2 protein-coding genes are annotated in these 19689 nt (G+C 67.7%); both read left to right on the top strand.

What is annotated here, in order from left to right; genetic code table 11:
* Position 1 precedes the first annotated feature (1 nt).
* Positions 2–17845 carry a non-ribosomal peptide synthetase gene (locus QGN30_RS16200; RefSeq protein WP_248923624.1) on the top strand — a complete coding sequence of 5948 codons (17844 nt, stop codon included), beginning with the start codon at positions 2–4 and terminating at the stop codon, positions 17843–17845.
* The gene (locus tag QGN30_RS16195) at positions 17845–19353 is read left to right on the top strand and encodes an MFS transporter (protein ID WP_095562671.1); all 1509 of its coding nucleotides are present in this window, start codon (positions 17845–17847) and stop codon (positions 19351–19353) included. The genes QGN30_RS16200 and QGN30_RS16195 overlap by 1 nt, the downstream gene beginning before the upstream one ends.
* Positions 19354–19689 lie beyond the last annotated feature (336 nt).

Here is a 19689-nt window from a genome sequence, read left to right as displayed (position 1 = left end):
GATGACGATCGATGACCGGGCGCTGTCGGTTGGGCGCGAACGACTGACGGAATCTGACGGTGGGCCATTCCCTCTGACGCGCGGGCAACTGGATATATGGCTTGCGCAGGAAACGGATCGCGGAGGCGCGAGGTGGCAACTGGGCTATCTTCTGCGAATCGAGGGCACGCTCGACCCTTGGTTGCTGGAGCACACGATCCGTCAAGTGGTGCGCGAGGCCGAACCATTTAGAGCCGCCTTTTTCCAGGTGGATGGCCAGGTGTTCCAAGCGGCGGTTGATTACCCGGATGTCGAGCTTGCTCGCTATGAGCGGATGGGCTCGCAGGATCCTGTCCAGGAAGCCTATCGGCTGGCATCCTCGATTCAGCGCACGGTGATGCCGCTCAGCGGGCCGCTGTTCAAATTCGCGTTGTTGCAGACGCGGGCAGATGAATTTTATTTGTTCGTCTGCTGCCACCATATAGTGGCGGACGGAATCGGCCTCGCTCTTATTTGTCATCGGATCGGCGATGTCTACAATGCCATGGCGTCGGGCGCGCCGATTCCCCCCGCTTTTTTCGGATCGCTGAGTGATCTGATTGCTTGCGAGGCGGAATACGAAGCGTCCACCGATTATCTCGACGATCAGGCCTATTGGACCAAGAACCTGCCGGCCGAAAGCGAACCGCCTTATGGGTTGGCGCCCGCCGCGGACGGCCGTGAACCCTACGAATCTTCTGCACCGGTGGAATTGGACCCTGTTGCTGTCTCTGGGATCCGAGAGTTGTCGCAGGCGTTGGGGGTGCGTCGCTCGTCGGTGATTGCCGCGGCATGCGCGCTCCTGGTGGGAGGGTGCGACGTCGAGGGCTCGGAGGTGGTTTTCGATTTTCCGGTAAGCAGGCGGGTCCGTCCGGAGACACAGACGGTGCCCGGAATGGTTACCGGGTTCGTCCCATTAGTCTTGAAGGCTTCGCCGGAATCCACGATTGCCAGTTTTTGTGAGCATGTCGACAGGCGACTGCGAGAAGCGTTGGACCATCAGCGGTTCCCGGTGCATCTCATCGAGTACAGGCGACCCCGCGGCTCCGCGCAGAGGTCGAATCGCGTAATCCTCAATTTCATCCCGACTACAAATCTGGCGAATATCGCCGGTGCCAAGATTTCTGGCACCCTGACCCATACGAATCTCGTCGATCAATGTGGGCTGGACTTCTTCAGCGACCACGATCGGCTCTTCCTCGGCCTGCAACCCGGCGCGAAGACGAGTGGGTTCGGCGGTGCTGGGCAGTGGCTTTCTCGTTGTGACATCCGCGATTTGATCGGTCGGTTGGAGCGGGTGTTGGTGGGGATGGCCGCCGATGCGGGTCGGCGGTTGTCGTCGGTGGATGTGCTGGGTGAGGGTGAGCGCGCGCGCCTGGAAGAGCTTGGTAATAAAGCTGTTTTAACGAGCCCGCACGGTGTTGCGGTGTCGGTGCCGGCATTGTTCGCCACCCAGGTGGCCCGGATTCCGGATGCCGTGGCGGTGGTGTGCGAGGACCAGTCGCTGACGTATCGCGAGCTGGATGAGTCCTCGAATCGGTTGGCGCACCTGCTTGTTGGGCGGGGGGCGGGGCCGGGGCGGACTGTGGCGGTGGTGTTGTCGCGGTCGGCCGAGGCGGTAGTGGCGATCGTGGCGGTGCTCAAGACGGGGGCGGCGTATTTGCCGATCGACCCGGGTCTGCCCGCGGAGCGGATCGGTTTCGTGCTCGCCGATGCCGCGCCGATCGCGGCGATCACCACCGCGGCGCTGACCGAGCGGCTCGACGGCCATGACGTGGCGGTCATCGACGTCAACGATCCCGCCATCGACGCGCAACCGTGTACGGGGTTGCGGGGCCCGGAGCCTGAGGATATCGCGTATGTGATTTACACCTCGGGCACCACCGGGGTGCCCAAAGGTGTTGGGATCAGCCATCGCAACGTGACCCAGTTGTTGGGGTCGTTGCGGGCGGGCCTGCCGGCCGCGGGGGTGTGGGCGCTGTGTCATTCGTTGGCGTTCGATGTGTCGGTGTGGGAGATCTTCGGGGCCCTGCTGCGCGGTGGCCGGCTGGTGGTGGTGCCCGAGGCGGTGAGCGCCTCACCGCAGGATCTGCATCGGGTGCTGGTCGCCGAAGGCGTCAGCGTGTTGACCCAGACGCCGTCGGCGGTGGCCGCGTTGCCCACCGAGGGTTTGGAGTCGCTGGCTTTGGCGGTGGTCGGTGAGGCGTGTCCGGCCGAGGTGGTGGATCGGTGGGCGCCGGGGCGGGTGATGGTCAACGCCTATGGCCCGACCGAGACCACGATGTGCGTGGCGATCAGCGCGCCCTTAAAGGCCGGCTCGAGTGTGGTGCCCATCGGTGCGCCGGTGGCGGGGGCGGCGTTGTTCGTGCTGGATGGGTGGTTGCGCCCGGCGCCGGCCGGTGTGGTCGGCGAGCTGTATGTGGCCGGTCGCGGCGTGGGATGCGGCTATGTGGGCCGACCAGGGTTGACCGGGTCGCGGTTTGTGGCCTGCCCATTCGGGGCGCGGGGCCAACGGATGTATCGCACCGGGGATCTGGTGCGTTGGCGCGCCGATGGGCAGCTGGATTACCTGGGGCGCGCCGATGAGCAGGTCAAGATCCGCGGCTATCGCATCGAGCTCGGCGAAATTCAGACCGCCCTGACCGCGCTGAGTGGGGTGGATCAGGCGGTGGTCATCGCCCGCGAGGACCGCCCCGGCGACAAACGCCTGGTCGCCTACGTCACCGAATCCGGCACCGGCACCGTCGATCCCGGCGAGCTGCGTACCGCGCTGGGCGAGCGGCTACCGGAATATATGGTGCCGGCCGCGGTGGTCGTGCTCGACGCGCTGCCGTTGACGGTCAACGGCAAACTCGATACCCGCGCCCTGCCCGCACCCGAATACCAGAGCGCCGGTTATCGCGCGCCGGCCAACCCGGTCGAAGAGATCCTGGCCGGCGCGTTCGCCGAGGTCCTCGGGATTGAGCGCGTCGGGGTCGACCAGTCGTTCTTCGATCTGGGTGGCGACTCGCTGCTGGCGACGCGCCTGGTCGCCGTAATCAACACCAGCCTCGATGCCGAGCTTTCGGTACCCGCCCTGTTTGACGCGCCCACGGTTGGCCAGTTGGCGCTCCGCGTCGCCGGGGATGGCGGTCGACGCGAGCCCGTGGTGGCGGTTGAGCGGCCTGAGGTGGTGCCGTTGTCGTTTGCCCAGCAACGCTTGTGGTTCATCGACCAACTGCAAGGGCCTTCACCGATCTACAACATACCGGCGGCGTTGCGGCTCAGCGGACCGCTGGATGCCGAGGCGTTAGGGGCGGCGCTGTCCGACGTCGTGGCCCGCCATGAGAGCCTCCGCACGCTCTTTGCGGCGCCCAACGGAACACCGCAGCAGATGGTTATCCCAAGGGAAGAAGTCGATTTCGGCTGGCAGATCATTGATGCCACCGGCTGGTCGGAAAGCCGGCTGAGTGAGGCCGTCAAAGCCACAGCGTGCCACACGTTCGATTTGGCCACCGAGATTCCTTTGCGGGCACGGCTTTTCCGCGTTGCCGACGACGAACACGTGCTGGTGGCCGTGGTGCACCACATCGCCGCCGACGGCTGGTCGATCACCGCGCTGGTGCGCGATCTGGGACTGGCTTATGCCAGCCGGTGTGCGGGGCAGGCACCCGGTTGGGCGCCGTTGCCGGTGCAGTACGCCGATTACACGCTGTGGCAGCGTGCGCAGCTCGGTGAGGTCACCGACAGCGACAGCCCGATCGCCGCGCAGCTGGCGTACTGGGAGCAGCAGCTGGCCGGGCTGCCCGAGCGCCTGGCATTGCCCACCGACCGGCCCTATCCGCCCGTGGCCGACTACCGCGGCGCCAGCGTGGTCGTGGACTGGCCGGTTGAGCTGCAGCTGCGGATTGCTCAAGTGGCCCGCGAGCACAACGCGACCAGGTTCATGGTGATCCAGGCCGCCCTGGCCGCACTGCTGTCCAAGCTGACCGCCTGCAGCGATGTGGCGGTCGGGTTCGCGATCGCCGGGCGGCGCGACCAGGCGCTCGACGAGCTGGTGGGGTTTTTCATCAACACCCTCGTGCTGCGAGTCGATGCGGCAGGGGATCCCACCGTGGCCGAGTTGCTCGCTCAAGTGCGGGCGCGCAGCGTGGCCGCCTACGAGCACCAGGACGTGCCCTTCGAGGTGCTCGTGGAGCGCCTCAACCCGACCCGAAGCCTGGCGCACCACCCGCTGATACAGGTGGTGTTGGCCTGGCAGAACTTCCCCGGCCACACCAGCGATCCCGCCGCCGGGCTGGACTTGGGTGACCTACAGGTCACGCGTTTGCCGGTGGACACCCAGTCGGCGCGCATGGATCTGACATTCACGCTGGCCGAACGGTTCACCGAGGCCGGTGAGCCCGCCGGGATCGCCGGGGATGTGGAGTTCCGCACCGACGTGTTCGACGCGGCCAGCATCGAGGTATTGATCGAGCGGTTGGAGCGGGTGCTGGCGGCGATGACCGCCGAGCCCAGCCGGCGATTGTCGTCGGTGGATGTCCTGGATGCTGCTGAGCGCGCACACCTGGACAAGGTCGGTAACCGGGCGGTGTTGGCCCGGCCGGTGCCAACCGCGGCGTCGATTCCGGCGGTGTTCGCCGCTCAGGTGGCGCGCACGCCGGAGGCGGCGGCGATCACTTTTGAAGGCCGGTCGACGACCTACCGGGAGCTCGACGAGGCGTCGAACCGGTTGGCGCACCTGTTGGCCGCCCTGGGCGCCGGCCCGGGACAGTGTGTGGCGCTGCTCTTGCCACGGTCGGCCGGGGCGGTCGTGGCGGTAATGGCGGTGCTCAAGACCGGGGCGGCGTATCTGGCGATCGATCCGGCGCACCCGACGGCGCGAATGGAGTTCATGGTTGCCGATGCCGGACCGATCGCGGCGATCACCACCACAGGGCTGGTTGACCGGTTCGACGGCCGTGACCTGCCGGTCATCGATGTCGACGATCCGCGCATCCTGGGCTGCCCGTGCACGGGCCTGCCGACGCCGGCTGCCGAGGAGATCGCCTACCTGATCTACACGTCGGGCACCACCGGGGTTCCCAAAGGCGTTGCCATTCCCCACCACAACGTGACCCGCCTGCTGACGGCACTGAGCGCCGACCTGGAGCTGTCGCCGGAGCAGGTGTGGACGCAGTGCCATTCGCTGGCCTTCGACTACTCGGTGTGGGAGATCTTCGGTGCGCTGTTGCACGGCGGGCGGCTGGTGGTGGTACCGGAGTCCGTGACGCGCTCACCCGAAGACCTGCACGCGTTGCACATCGCCGAACAGGTCAGCGTATTGAGCCAGACGCCGTCGGCGTTTTATGCGCTGCAAACCGCCGATGCGCGGGCACCCGAGCGGGGATCTCAGCTGAAGCTCGAGACGGTGGTGTTCGGCGGCGAGGCGCTAGAACCCCAGCGCCTGGGAACCTGGTTGGACCGCCACCGCCGGTCACCGCGGCTTATCAACATGTACGGCATCACCGAGACGACCGTGCATGCCTCGTTCCGCGAGATCAGCGTCGCCGACGTCGACCGCAGTGTCAGCCCCATCGGGGTGCCGTTGGTGCACCTTGGCTTTTTTGTGCTGGACGCGTCGTTGCGTCCGGTGCCGGTCGGGGTGGTCGGGGAGTTGTATGTGGCCGGCGGCGGGCTGGCGTACGGATACCTGGGCCGGGCCGCTTTGACCGGTTCGCGGTTTGTGGCGTGCCCGTTCGGCGCGCCGGGACAACGGATGTATCGCACCGGGGATCTGGTGAGTTGGGGGCCTGACGGGCAGCTGGATTATCTGGGTCGGGCCGATGAGCAGGTCAAGATCCGCGGGTATCGCATTGAACTCGGTGAGATCCGCGCGGCGCTGGCCGCCCTGGATGGGGTGGAGCAGGCGGCGGTGATCGCCCGCGAGGACCGCCCCGGTGACAAGCGCCTCGTCGGCTATGTCACCGGCACCGCTGACCCGGCCGATGTTCGGGCCCGGCTGGGTCAGCGGCTGCCGGCCTACATGGTCCCGGCGGCGGTGGTGGTGATCGACGCGCTGCCGTTGACGGTCAACGGCAAACTGGACACCCGGGCCCTTCCGGCGCCCGAGTACTGCGAGGGCGATCGCTACCGGGCCCCGGCCACGCCCACCGAGGAGATCGTGGCCGGCATCTACGCCCAGGTGCTCGGGCTCGAGCGCGTCGGGGTCGACGACTCCTTCTTCGACCTGGGCGGGGATTCGCTATCGGCGATGCGAGTCATCGCCGCCATCAACAAATCCCTGGACGCCGGCCTCGCGGTGCGCACCGTGTTCGAGTCACCCACCGTTGCCCAGTTGGCGCCCCGTATCGGCGGGGACGGCGGTACGCGTCAGCCGTTGGTGGCCGGCACGCGGCCGCCGATGGTGCCGTTGTCGTATGCGCAGAGCCGGTTGTGGTTCCTCGACCGGTTCGAGGGCGGGGTGGCGACCTACAACATGCCGACCGCGTTTCGGATCAGCGGGGCGCTGGACGTCGAGGCGTTGACGGCGGCCGTCGATGACGTCATCGCCCGCCACGAGGCGCTGCGCACCATATTTCCCGACATGGACGGTGTGCCGTTCCAGCAGGTGCTGCCGGCCGAGGCCGGGATGTGGCGTCGCGGCGACGCGGCAGTGGTGTCGTTGACCGAACAGGATCTGCTCGGCGAGTTGGTGGAACTGGCGGGATATCGGTTCGATCTGGCAACCGAGATCCCGATTCGCGCGCAGATCTATGAGGTGGGCCCCGAGCAGCATGTCGTGGGAATTGTGGTGCACCACATCGCATTTGACGGGTGGTCACTGGCTCCGATGGCCCGGGATATCGGCGAGGCCTATCTGGCGCGGCGGGGGGGCCGGGCCCCGCAATGGGCGCCGTTGCCGGTGCAGTACGCCGATTACACGCTCTGGCAACGGGATTGGTTGGGCGTCGAGTCCGATCCCGACAGTGTGATCGCCGGGCAGCTGGCCTATTGGCGACAGGAGTTGGCCGATTTGCCCGAGGTGGTGTCGCTGCCGGCGGATCGGGCGCGCCCGCCGGTGCCCAGCTACCGCGGCGATGCGGTGGACATGCACCTCGACCCGCGGCTGTGGGCGGGGATCAAGGCGTTGGCGGCGGCGCATAACGCGACCGCCTCGATGGTGTTGCAGGCGGCCATGGTGGTGGTCCTGCACCGGGCCGGGGTCGGCGAGGACGTGACCATGGGCACCCCGATCGCCGGGCGGATGGATGCGGCGCTGGATGAGCTGGTCGGGTTCTTCGTCAACACCTGGGTGCTGCGGGTGGGTGTGAGGCCTGCGCACCGGTTCAGCGATGTGCTCGAGCAGGTGCGCCAGAAGGCGCTGGACGCCTACACCAATCAGGATGTGCCGTTCGAGCGACTGGTCGAGCAGCTCAACCCGGTGCGCTCCACGGCGCACCATCCGCTGTTTCAGGTGGCCCTGGCCTTCCAGAACAATGTGCGCCCCGAGGTGGCGCTCGACGGGCTCAGCGTCGAGCCGCTGGCGGTGGACAGCCGCACCGCCAAATTCGATCTGGATGTCGACCTGCGGGAGGTGCCCTCCGACGACCCGGCCGCACCGATGGCCGCCGGGGTCGTGACCTATGCCACGGACCTGTATGAACGGGCCACCATCGAGCGCTTCGTCACCTGGTTCACGCGGGTGATCGAAGCGGTCGTCGCGGATGCGTCGGTGGTGGTGGGCGACCTGGCGCTGCTGGATCGCGACGAGCGTGATCTGGTGCTGTCGCGGTGGTCTGGCGCCGGAGTTGGGGCGCCGGCGGGGGTGGCGCCGGAGTTGTTGGACGCCGCGGTGGCCGCCGACCCGGACGCGGTGGCGATCGTCGATCGGGCCCGGAGCTTGTCCTACCGCGAGCTCGACACGTGGTCGACGCGGCTGGCGCGGGTGCTGATCGAGGCGGGGGTGGGCCCCGAACGCGCGGTGGGCGTGGCGATGGGCCGGTCCACGGAACTCGTGGTGGCGTGGTGGGCGGTGCAGAAAGCCGGCGGCGTGTATGTGCCGGTGGATCCCGCTCACCCGGTCGAGCGGATCGCGACGGTGCTGGACGCCGTCGGCGCGGTGTGCGTGTTGACCCGCGACGCAGACACGGTGGCCGGCGCCGGGTCGCGCCCGGTGCTGCGCATCGACGGCCTGGACCTGTCCGGGCGGTGCGCCGAACCGATCACGGACGCCGACCGACTGGCGGAGTTGGGACCGGACAACACCGCGTATGTGATCTTCACGTCGGGGTCCACCGGCACCCCGAAGGGCGTGGCGGTCACCCACGGCGGTCTGCCCGGGGTCGCCGCGGCGCACCGCGAGGCGTTTGGGCTCGGCGCGGACACCCGAATGCTGGCGGTGCTCTCCCCGACATTCGACGCCGCGCTCGGTGAGTTGTTGGTCGCGGTGGGATCGCGCGGCGCGTTGGTGGTCGCGCCGCCGGAGGTGTATGCCGGCGAGGCGCTGACCGCATTGCTGCAGGAGCAACGGGTCAACGCGGCCGTGATGACCCCGACGTTGCTGTCGTCGCTGGATCGAAGCCGGCTGGATGTGTTGTCCACCTTGATCGTCGGCGGTGAGGCCTGCCCCGACGAGTTGGTGGCCGCGTGGGCGCCGGGGCGGCGCATGTTCAACGGCTACGGCCCGACCGAGGCCACAATCTGGGCCACCACGGTGCCGCTCGTGGCGGGGCAGCCGGTCCGCATCGGCAGCCCGCTACCGGGGATGCGCTCGCTGGTGCTCGACGCGCGGCTGAACCCCGCCCCCATCGGGGTGATCGGCGAGTTGTATCTGGGCGGACCGGCGCTGGCGCGCGGCTACCTGGGCCGCGCGGATCTGACCGCGGAACGGTTCGTGGCCGATCCCTACGGGCCCGCGGGCGCGCGGCTGTATCGCACCGGCGACCTGGCGCGCTGGACGCTCGACGGAACCCTGGACTACCTCGGCCGTGCCGACGCTCAGATCAAGCTGCGCGGGCACCGCATCGAACTGGGCGAAATCGAAAACACCTTGCTGGGCTGCCCGCAGGTCGCCCGGGCGGCCGCCACCGTGCACGAGAGCAGAACCGGCTCGCACCTCGTCGCCTATGTCACCCTCGAGCAGGCCACCACCGCCGAGCACGACGCCGAAACCGTCCAAGCGTGGCAACACCTGTATGACGAGGCGTATGGCGCCGACGTGGACGCGCCGGAATTCGGCATGGATTTCCGCGGCTGGAACAGCAGCTACACCGACGATCCGATCCCGCTCGAGGAGATGATCGAGTGGCGTTCGGCCACGGTGGATCGGATCCTCGAGTTGCATCCCGCGCGGGTGCTGGAGATCGGCGTGGGTTCGGGGCTATTGCTTTCCCAGTTGGCGCCGGTCTGTGCCGAGTACTGGGCCACGGACTTCTCCGCGCCGACGATCCAGAGGCTGCAGGCCGCCGTGGCCGGGCAGCCGTGGGGGGATCGGGTGCGGTTGCGGGTGCAGCCCGCCGATGTGGCAGATGCGTTGCCGGAGGGCCATTTCGATGTGGTGGTGCTCAACTCGGTGGTCCAGTACTTCCCGAGCGCGCGCTATCTCACCGACGTGCTGGCGGTCGCGATGCGATTGCTGGCACCAGGCGGGGCACTGTTCGTCGGCGACGTGCGTAATCACAGTCTGCAGGGCGCGTTTCAAACCGGCGTCGCGCTTGTCCGGGCCGCCAACGACACCGCCGACGTTGACGAGATTCGCCAACGAGTTCAGCGCGCCATGCTCGGCGAAGCCGAATTACTATTGGCCCCAGAGTTTTTCACCGCCTGGGCCGCTGGCCATGCATCGGTGGCCGGGCTGGATATTGAAGTCAAGCGCGGCACGGCCGACAACGAACTCAACCGGTATCGCTACGACCTCGTCGTCTTCAAAACCCCGGCACCGGTGCGCTCACTGGCCGGCGCAGACAGCTGGGCGTGGGCCCAGTGCGCGGGCCTGGGCGGGCTGCACGACCGGTTGGTGGCCGAGCGTCCCGCCATTGTTCGCGTCACCGAGATCCCCCGCGCGGGAGTGATCAGCGACGTGCACGTCGAACACGCCCTCGCCGACGGGCTCGCTCTGTCCGACGCGCTGGCCCTGGCCGAGAGCGCGGACGCCGTTGTCCCCGAACAGCTCCACCGCCTTGGCGAGAGTGCCGGATACCGCGTCGCGGTCACCTGGGGAGCCCAACCGGGCACCGTGGACGCGGTGTTCGTCACTGCCGCCGACGCTGAGCGGACCTGGGCGCTGACCGATCTGTATCTGCCGCCCGACGCGGCCCACCGAGTCACCAGTCACGCCAACGACCCGCAGACCAACACCAAAATCACCGCCGTGCGTCAGCAGTTGAGCGCGTGGTTGCCCGAGTACATGGTGCCGACGCACATCGTGGTGCTCGACGAGTTCCCGATGACGTCCTCGGGCAAGATCGACCGTAAGGCCTTGCCGGCGCCCGTTTTTGCCACCACAGTCTTCCGAGCGCCGCAGACCCAGACCGAAAAGATCGTCGCCGGCCTGTTCGCCGAGGTGCTGGCGATCGACAAGGTCGGGGCCGACGACTCGTTCTTCGACCTGGGTGGGGATTCGCTGTCGGCGATGCGGCTGATCGCCGCGGTCAACAACGTTCTGGATGCCGACCTGTCGGTGCGTGCCGTGTTCGAGGCCCCCACGGTTGCCGAATTGGCGCCCCGTATCGGTCAGGGCGGGGGCCTGGAGCCGCTGGTGCCGGCGGAGAGGCCGGCGGTGATTCCGTTGTCGTTTGCCCAGAGTCGGTTGTGGTTCATCGACCAATTGCAAGGGCCTTCACCGCTTTACAACGTGGTGGTGCCGTTGCGGCTGAGTGGGCGCCTCGATGCGGACGCGCTGGGTGCGGCGCTGGTCGATGTGGTCGGCCGCCATGAGAGCCTGCGCACCCTGTTCCGGGCGGTCGACGGGATACCGCAGCAACTGGTGGTGCCCGCCGACCAGGCCGATTTCGGCTGGGACGTCGTTGATGCCACCGGATGGCCGGCTGGCCAGGTGGAGGACGCCGTCGGCGCCGTGGTGCGCTACGGGTTTGACCTGGCCACCGAGATCCCGTTGCGGGCAAGGCTTTTCCGCGTCGCCGACGATGAACACGTGATGGTGGCCGTGCTGCACGAAATCGCCGCCGACGGTTGGTCGACGACCCGCCTGGTGCGAGACATGAGTGTGGCCTATGCAAGCCGGTGCGCGCGCCGGGCCCCCGACTGGGCCCCATTGCCGGTGCAGTATGTCGACTACACGCTGTGGCAGCGCGCGCAGTTTGGCGATCTCGACGACAGTGAAAGCCGCATCGCCGCGCAGCTGGCCTACTGGGAGCAGACGCTGGCCGGGATGCCCGAGCGGCTGCAGCTGCCCACCGACCGGCCCTATCCGCCGGTGGCCGATCAGCGCGGCGCCAGGGTGACCGTCGAGTGGCCGGCGTTGTTGCAGCAGCAGATTGCGCGGATGGCCCGCGAACACAACGCGACCGGATTCATGGTGACGCAGGCCGCCCTGGCGGTGCTGCTGTCGAAGCTCAGCGCCAGCAGCGATGTGGCGGTGGGATTCGCGATCGCCGGGCGCCGCGATCCCGCGCTCGACGAGCTGGTGGGATTCTTCGTCAACACCTTGGTGCTGCGTGTCGATCTTGCCGGCGATCCCACCGTCGCCGAGCTGCTGGCGCAGGTGCGATCACGCGGCCTGGCCGCCTACGAGCACCAGGACGTGCCGTTCGAGGTACTCGTCGAGCGGCTCAACCCCACCCGATCGTTGGCCCACCACCCGCTGGTCCAGGTGATGTTGGGCTGGAACAACTTTCCGGGACAGGTCAGCGTCCCCGAGACCGGGCTGAGCTTGGGAGACCTTCAGGTCACGCCGCTGCTCGGGGACACCCAGACCGCGAAAATGGATCTCGTCTTCTTCCTCAAAGAATGCTGGACCGACGCCGGTGAGCCCGCCGGGATTTCGGGGCAAGTCGAATTTCGCACCGACGTGTTCGACGCGGACAGCGTCTTGGCGTTGATCGGTCGGTTGGAGCGGGTATTGGTGGGGATGGCGGCCGATCCGGCCCGGCGGTTGTCGTCGGTGGATGTGCTGGGTGAGGGTGAGCGCGCTCGCCTGGAAGAGCTTGGTAATAAAGCGGTTTTAACGAGCCCGCACGGTGTTGCAGTGTCGGTGCCGGAGTTGTTCGCCGCCCAGGTGGCCCGGATTCCGGATGCGGTGGCGGTGGTCGGTGATGGCTTGTCGCTGACGTATCGCGAGTTGGATGAGGTGTCGAATCGGTTGGCGCACTTGCTTGTTGGGCGGGGTGCGGGGCCGGGGCGGACTGTGGCGGTGGTGTTGTCGCGGTCGGCCGAGGCGGTGGTAGCGATCCTGGCGGTGCTCAAGTCGGGGGCGGCGTATTTGCCGATCGACCCGGGTCTGCCCGCGGAGCGGATCGGTTTCGTGCTCGCCGATGCCGCGCCGATCGCGGCGATCACCACCGCGGCGCTGACCGAGCGGCTCGACGGGCACGACGTGGCGGTCATCGACGTCAACGATCCCGCCATCGACGCGCAACCGTGTACGGGGTTGCGGGGCCCGGAGCCTGAGGATATCGCGTATGTGATTTACACCTCGGGCACCACCGGGGTGCCCAAAGGTGTTGGGATCAGCCATCGCAACGTGACTCAGTTGTTGGGGTCGTTGCGGGCCGGCCTGCCGGCCGCGGGGGTGTGGGCGCTGTGTCATTCGTTGGCGTTCGATGTGTCGGTGTGGGAGATCTTCGGTGCCCTGCTGCGCGGTGGCCGGCTGGTGGTGGTGCCCGAGGCGGTGAGCGCCTCACCGCAGGATCTGCATCGGGTGCTGGTGGCCGAGCAGGTCAGTGTGTTGACCCAGACGCCGTCGGCGGTGGCGGCGCTGCCGGTCGAGGGGCTGGAGTCGGTGGCCTTGGCGGTAGTGGGTGAGGCGTGTCCGGCCGAGGTGGTGGATCGGTGGGCGCCGGGGCGGGTGATGGTCAACGCCTATGGTCCGACCGAGACCACGATGTGTGTGGCGATCAGCGCCCCGCTGACGCAAGGATCCGGGACGCCGCCAATCGGTGCGCCGGTCGGCGGGGCGGCACTGTTCGTCCTCGACGGCTGGTTGCATCCCGTGCCCGCGGGGGTGGTCGGTGAGTTGTATGTGGCCGGTGCCGGGGTGGCGGCCGGGTATGCGGGTCGTGCGTCATTGACCGCCTCGCGGTTCGTGGCCTGCCCATTCGCCGGTGAGGGAGCGCCGGGCCAACGGATGTATCGCACCGGGGACCTGGTGCGCTGGCGCGCCGACGGGCAGCTGGATTACCTGGGGCGCGCCGATGAGCAGGTCAAGATCCGCGGCTATCGCATCGAGCTCGGGGAGATCCAGACCGCCCTGACCGCGCTGAGTCAGCTGGATCAGGCGGTGGTCATCGCCCGCGAGGACCGCCCCGGCGACAAGCGCCTGGTCGCCTACGTCACTGGGACCGCGGACCCAGCCGAGCTGCGTACCGCGCTGGCCGAGCGGCTACCGGAATACATGGTGCCGGCCGCGGTGGTCGTGCTCGACGCGCTGCCGTTGACGGTCAACGGCAAACTCGATACGCGCGCCCTGCCGGCACCCGAATACCAAAATGCCGGTTATCGCGCGCCGGCCAACCCGGTCGAAGAGATCCTGGCCGGCGCGTTCGCCGAGGTCCTCGGGATTGAGCGCGTCGGGGTCGACCAGTCGTTCTTCGATCTGGGTGGGGATTCGCTGCTGGCGATGCGCTTGGTCGCCGCGATCGAGATGGGTCTGAAGGCAGAGCTTTCGGTGCGCACCGTGTTCGAGGCGCCCACGGTGACCCAGTTGGCGCTCCGTGTCGGCGGAGGTGGCGGTCGACGCCAGCCGGTGGTGGCGGTTGAGCGGCCTGAGGTGGTGCCGTTGTCGTTTGCCCAGCAACGCTTGTGGTTCATCGACCAGTTGCTGGGGCCTTCGCCGATCTACAACATGGCGGTGGCGTTGCGGCTCAGCGGACGGCTGGATGCCGAGGCGTTAGGGGCGGCGCTCGCCGATGTGGTAGCCCGCCAGGAGACCCTGCGCACCCTCTTCCCGGCGATCGACGGGATACCCGAACAGGTGGTTATCCCGATCGAGCAGGCCGACTTCGGTTGGCGGGTCGTCGATGCCACCGGCTGGCCGGAAACCCGGCTGCAGGAGGCCATCGACCCGACGGTGCGTCACTCGTTCGATCTGGCCACCGAGATTCCTTTGCGGGCACGGCTTTTCCGCATCGCCGACGACGAACACGTGCTGGTGGCCGTGGTGCACCACATCGCCGCCGACGGCTTGTCGATGTCGCCGCTGGTGGCTGATCTGGCGGTGGCGTACGCCAGCCGGTGTGCGGGGCAGGCACCCGGTTGGGCGCCGTTGCCGGTGCAGTACGCCGATTACACGCTGTGGCAGCGCGCCCAGCTCGGTGATGTCACCGACAGCGACAGCCCGATCGCCGCCCAGCTGGCGTACTGGGAGCAGGAGCTGGCCGGGCTGCCCGAGCGCCTGGCGCTGCCCACCGATCGGCCCTATCCGCCCGTGGCCGACTACCGCGGTGCCAGCGTGATGGTGGAGTGGCCGCCCGAGCTGCAGCAGCGGGTGCGCGCGGTGGCCCGCGAGCACAACGCGACCAGCTTCATGGTGATCCAGGCCGCCCTGGCCGCACTGCTGTCCAAGCTGACCGCCAGCAGCGACGTGGCGGTCGGATTTGCGATCGCCGGGCGCGATGATCCCGCACTCGATGGATTGGTGGGCTTTTTCGTCAACACCCTGGTGTTGCGGGTCGACCTGGCCGGCGACCCGAGCTTCACCGAATCGCTGGATCAGGTGCGGGCGCGCAGTCTGGCCGCCTACGAGCATCAGGACGTGCCTTTCGAGGTGCTCGTGGAGCGCCTCAACCCGACCCGAAGCCTGGCCCACCACCCGCTGATACAGGTGGTATTGGCCTGGCAGAACTTTGCGCGGGAGGACGGTGTCCCCGCCGGGCTGACCCTGGGTGATCTGCAGGTCACACCGCTGGCGGCGGACACCCGGGTTGCCCGGATGGACCTGACCTTCACGTTGGGCGAACGCTGGACTTCCGCCGGTGATCCCGCCGGCATCGGCGGGTCGGTGGAGTTCCGCACCGACGTGTTCGACGCGGCCAACATCGAGGCGCTGATCGAGCGGCTGGAGCGAGTGCTGATCGCGGTCACCGCCGAGCCGTCTCGAGTGTTGTCGTCCGTGGACGTGCTGGACGCGGGCGAGCACGCTCGGCTGGATGAGATCGGCAACCGGGCGGCGTTGACCCCGACGGCGTCACCCTCGCCGTCGATTCCGGCGGTGTTCGCCGCGCAGCTCACCCGCGCCCCGGAGGCCGTGGCGATCAGCTCCGACGGCCGGTCGATGACCTACCGGGAGCTCGACGAGGCGTCGAACCTGCTGGCGCACCTGCTGACCGCCCAAGGCGCGGGTCCGGGACAGTGCGTGGCGCTGCTGTTCAACCGTTGCGCCGAGGCAGTCGTAGCGATGTTGGCGGTGCTCAAGACCGGAGCGGCGTATCTGCCGATCGACCCCGCGCATCCGGCGGAGCGGATCGCGTTCGTCGTGGCCGATGCCGCGCCGATCGCCGCGATCACCACCGCGGCGCTGGCCGGGCGGCTGGATGGGCGCGACCTAACGGTCATCGATGTGGCCGATCCCCGCATTGACGGCTTCCCCGACACGGGATTGCCGACGCCGGATCCCGATGACATCGCTTACGTGATCTACACGTCGGGCACCACCGGTGTGCCCAAAGGCGTCGCCATCACCCACCGCAACGTCACCGAGCTGCTCGGGTCTCTTGATCCGAGTTTGGCCGGGCCCGAGCAGGTGTGGTCGCAGTGGCACTCCTACAGCTTCGACATCTCGGGGTGGGAGATCTACGGCGCCCTCCTGCACGGTGGGCGGTTGGTGGTGGTGCCCGAGTCGGTGGCGGCCGCACCGGAAGACTTCCGCGCGCTGCTGATCACCGAACAGGTCAGCGTCCTATGCCAAACGCCCTCGGCGGTGGGGACGTTGTCGCCGGAGGGTCTGGAGTCGGTGGCCCTGCTGGTGGGCGGCGAGGCCTGCCCGGCCGAGCTGACCGAACGGTGGGCACCCGGGCGCGTGATGATCAACGAATACGGCCCGACCGAGACGACGATGTGGGTGGCCTTGAGCGCGCCGCTGACCGCCGGGTCGGATGTCGTGCCGATCGGTTCGCCGGTGCCCGGCGCGGCGTTCTTCGTGCTGGACCGGTGGCTGCGTCCGGTGCCGGTCGGGGTGGTCGGGGAGTTGTATGTGGCCGGTACCGGGGTCGGTGTCGGATATGTGCGCCGCCCGGGGTTGACGGCGTCGCGGTTTGTGGCGTGCCCGTTCGGCGCGCCGGGACAACGGATGTATCGCACCGGGGATCTGGTGAGCTGGGGGCCTGACGGGCAGCTGGATTATCTGGGTCGGGCCGATGAGCAGGTCAAGGTCCGCGGGTATCGCATTGAACTCGGTGAGATCCGGTCGGCGCTGGCCGCGATGGATGGGGTGGAGCGGGCGGCGGTGATCGCCCGCGAGGACCGCCCCGGTGACAAGCGCCTCGTCGGCTATGTCACCGGCGCCGCTGACCCGGCCGATGTTCGGGCCCGGTTGGGTCAGCGGCTGCCGGCCTACATGGTCCCGGCGGCGGTGGTGGTGATCGACGCGCTGCCGTTGACGGTCAACGGCAAACTGGACACCCGGGCCCTTCCGGCGCCCGAGTACTGCGAGGGCGATCGCTACCGGGCCCCGGCCACGCCCACCGAGGAGATCGTGGCCGGCATCTACGCCCGGGTGCTCGGGCTCGAGCGCGTCGGGGTCGACGACTCCTTCTTCGACCTGGGCGGGGATTCCCTGTCAGCGATGCGGGTCATCGCCGCCATCAACAAATCCCTGGACGCCGGCCTCGCGGTGCGCACGCTGTTCCACGCGCCGTCCGTCAGGAGCTTGAGCCGGGAATTGGGCCAAGATGCCGGCGAGGTGGAAGTCGTGCCCGTCGAGTTCCTCAAGGAGGGCACCGGTATTCCGCTGTTCTGCATCCATCCCGCGAGCGGGCTGAGCTGGCCGTATCACGCCCTCGGAAATTACCTGGACTGCCCGGTCATCGGAATTCAGCAAGCCCCGCAAAACGGCGAGGCCGAACCCGCGTCAATCCGCGACATGGCGAAAAACTATGCCGACCGGATTCAGGGGGTCGATCCGACCGGGCCCTACAACCTTCTCGGCTGGTCTTTCGGAGGCGTCGTCGCCCATGAGATCGCCATCGAGCTCCAGCGACGCGGATGCTCGATCGCACGCCTGATCCTTCTCGACGCCCTCCTGACCGTCCCGAACAGCGACGTCCTGAACAGCGATGTGTTGGTCGAGAAGGCGCTGGAAGAAGTTTTGCGGTTCTGCCGCATCGACATTCCCGATGAGCCGCTCACCTACGAGCTTGCAGAAGAACTACTCCGCGAACGAGGAATCGTCGAATTGGCTCGATACAAGCCGCTCCTCGATTCGATCGTCCGCAACGACGACACGAATCTGGCGTTGGCCCGAGACCATGAACCAGGGGTTTTCAACGGTGACGTGGACGTTTTCGCTGCCGTGGGGGATGACGACGACCAGAGTTCGTCTCCGCTGCAAAGTTGGCGACCTCACATTACTGGCGAAATCCATTGCTACGCGGTCGATTCCAGGCATCAAGAAATGCTGAATACAGAATCGCTCATCCAGTATGGCCAACAACTCAAAGTTCTATTAGAACTCGAAGGTGCGCGCACAGAATGATGGCCGTCAAACCGAGCGCGCCGCGCCCCGCGAAGAGGCGCCTTCCGCCTTTGCTGCGGTCTCGCCCGTTCGTCGCCGTCGTTGTCGCGATCGGCGGCATGCAACTGATGATGGCGATGGACGGCCCCGTCGCGATCTTCGCGCTGCCCAGGATCCAGAACGAGCTGGGCTTGTCGGATGCCGGGCGGAGCTGGGTGATCACCGCCTACATGCTGACCTTCGGTGGCCTGATGCTGCTGGGAGGCCGCCTGGGTGACACCATCGGCCGCAAGCGCGCTTTCATCGTCGGGGTCGCGCTGTTCACTTTCGCCTCGACCTTGTGCGGCATCGCCTGGGACGGGGGGACCCTGATAACGGCGCGGCTGCTGCACGGCGCGGCTTCCGCGATCATGGCGCCGACCAATTTGGCGCTGATAGCGACCACGTTCCCGAGGGGATCGGCACGCAACGTCGCAACAGGGGTGTTCGGCGCGATGTCCGGTCTCGGCGGGGTGCTGGGCCTGGTGGTGGGCGGCGCGCTGACCGACGTGTCGTGGCGGCTGGCGTTTTTGGTGAACGTGCCGATCGGGCTGGCGGTGATCTGCCTGGCCGTCATCATGCTGCAGGAAACCCAGAAGGAGCGGATGAAGCTCGACGCCACCGGGGCCGCGCTGGCCACGTTGAGCTGTACCGCCGCGGTGTTCGGCCTGTCGATGGGCCCGGAGCACGGGTGGCAGTCGGCCATCACGATCGGTTCGGGCCTGGTGGCCCTGGCCGCCCTCGTGGCGTTCGTCGTGGCGGAGCGCACCGCCGAGAACCCCATCGTGCCGTTCGGCCTGTTCTTCGACCGCAACCGGCTGGCCGCGTTCGCGGCCATGTTCCTCGGCGGTGGCGTGCTGTTCAGCCTGACCGTGCTGGTCGGCATGTATGTGCAGAGCATCATGGGCTACAGCCCGCTGCGCGCTGGTGTCGCCTTCATCCCGTTCGGCATCGGGGTGGCCATCGGGGTCGGCGCGGCATCGAAGCTGGTGATGTGGTTCCCGCCGCGGGTGGTGGTGCTCGCCAGCAGCGGCCTGATTCTGCTCGCAACGCTGTACGGCGCGACACTCAACGCCGGGATCCCGTACTTCCCGAACCTGCTTGTGCCGCTCAGCATCGGCGCCCTTGGTATCGGCGCGATCTTCGTCCCGCTCACGCTGTCGGTGATCGCCAGCGTCGGCTCCGACCGGATCGGGCCCACCTCGGCGATTGCCGTGATGCTACAGACCTTGGGCGGACCGCTGGTACTGGTCATCATCCAGGCCGCCATCACATCGCACACGCTGCGGCTGGGCGGCACCCTGGGTCCGGTGAAGTCCATGAACGCCGCGCAACTGCATGCGCTGGACCGCGGCTACACCTACGGCCTGTTGTGGCTGGCCGGGGTCGTCGTGCTGCTCGGCGCGGTGGCGCTGCTGATCGGGTACACGGCAGCGCAGGTGGCCCGCGCGCAGGAAGTCAGGAAAGCCGTCGACGCGGGGGAGATCTAGCTCGTCGCGGCCTACGGCCGAAGTGTGCGGCGTCGACGAAACATGCTGTTGCAGAGCGTGATCCGCGCAGCCATCCGGTTTCTGGTGGAGTACTGCCCGCCGCCGGCGCAGCCACCACTCTGTTGGCTCGCGTCGACCACTCTATGTGCGGGTCCTGACTACGCTACCGACTTGATAAGCCTGACAACGGGATTGCAAAACCACAACGCTCTGAATCATGCACCTTGTCGAGCCGTTCCGGGCGATGCCCCAGAGCGCTTGCAACAGCTGTGCACCGATGTGTTCGGCCCTTGCCCACGCGAGATTTGGAGGACCGGTGAGTATCAATCCGTTCGA

Source organism: Mycobacterium sp. 3-98 (assembly GCF_035918355.1).
Taxonomy (GTDB): domain Bacteria; phylum Actinomycetota; class Actinomycetes; order Mycobacteriales; family Mycobacteriaceae; genus Mycobacterium; species Mycobacterium intracellulare.
Note: the sequence above shows the minus strand (reverse complement) of the source record. Positions and strands in the feature narration are given on the sequence as shown.

Excerpts from the sequence above, each read along its gene's own strand:
- QGN30_RS16200 (WP_248923624.1), top strand. The coding sequence starts at position 2 with ATGACGATCGATGACCGGGCGCTGTCGGTTGGGCGCGAACGACTGACG.
- QGN30_RS16195 (WP_095562671.1), top strand. The coding sequence starts at position 17,845 with ATGGCCGTCAAACCGAGCGCGCCGCGCCCCGCGAAGAGGCGCCTTCCG.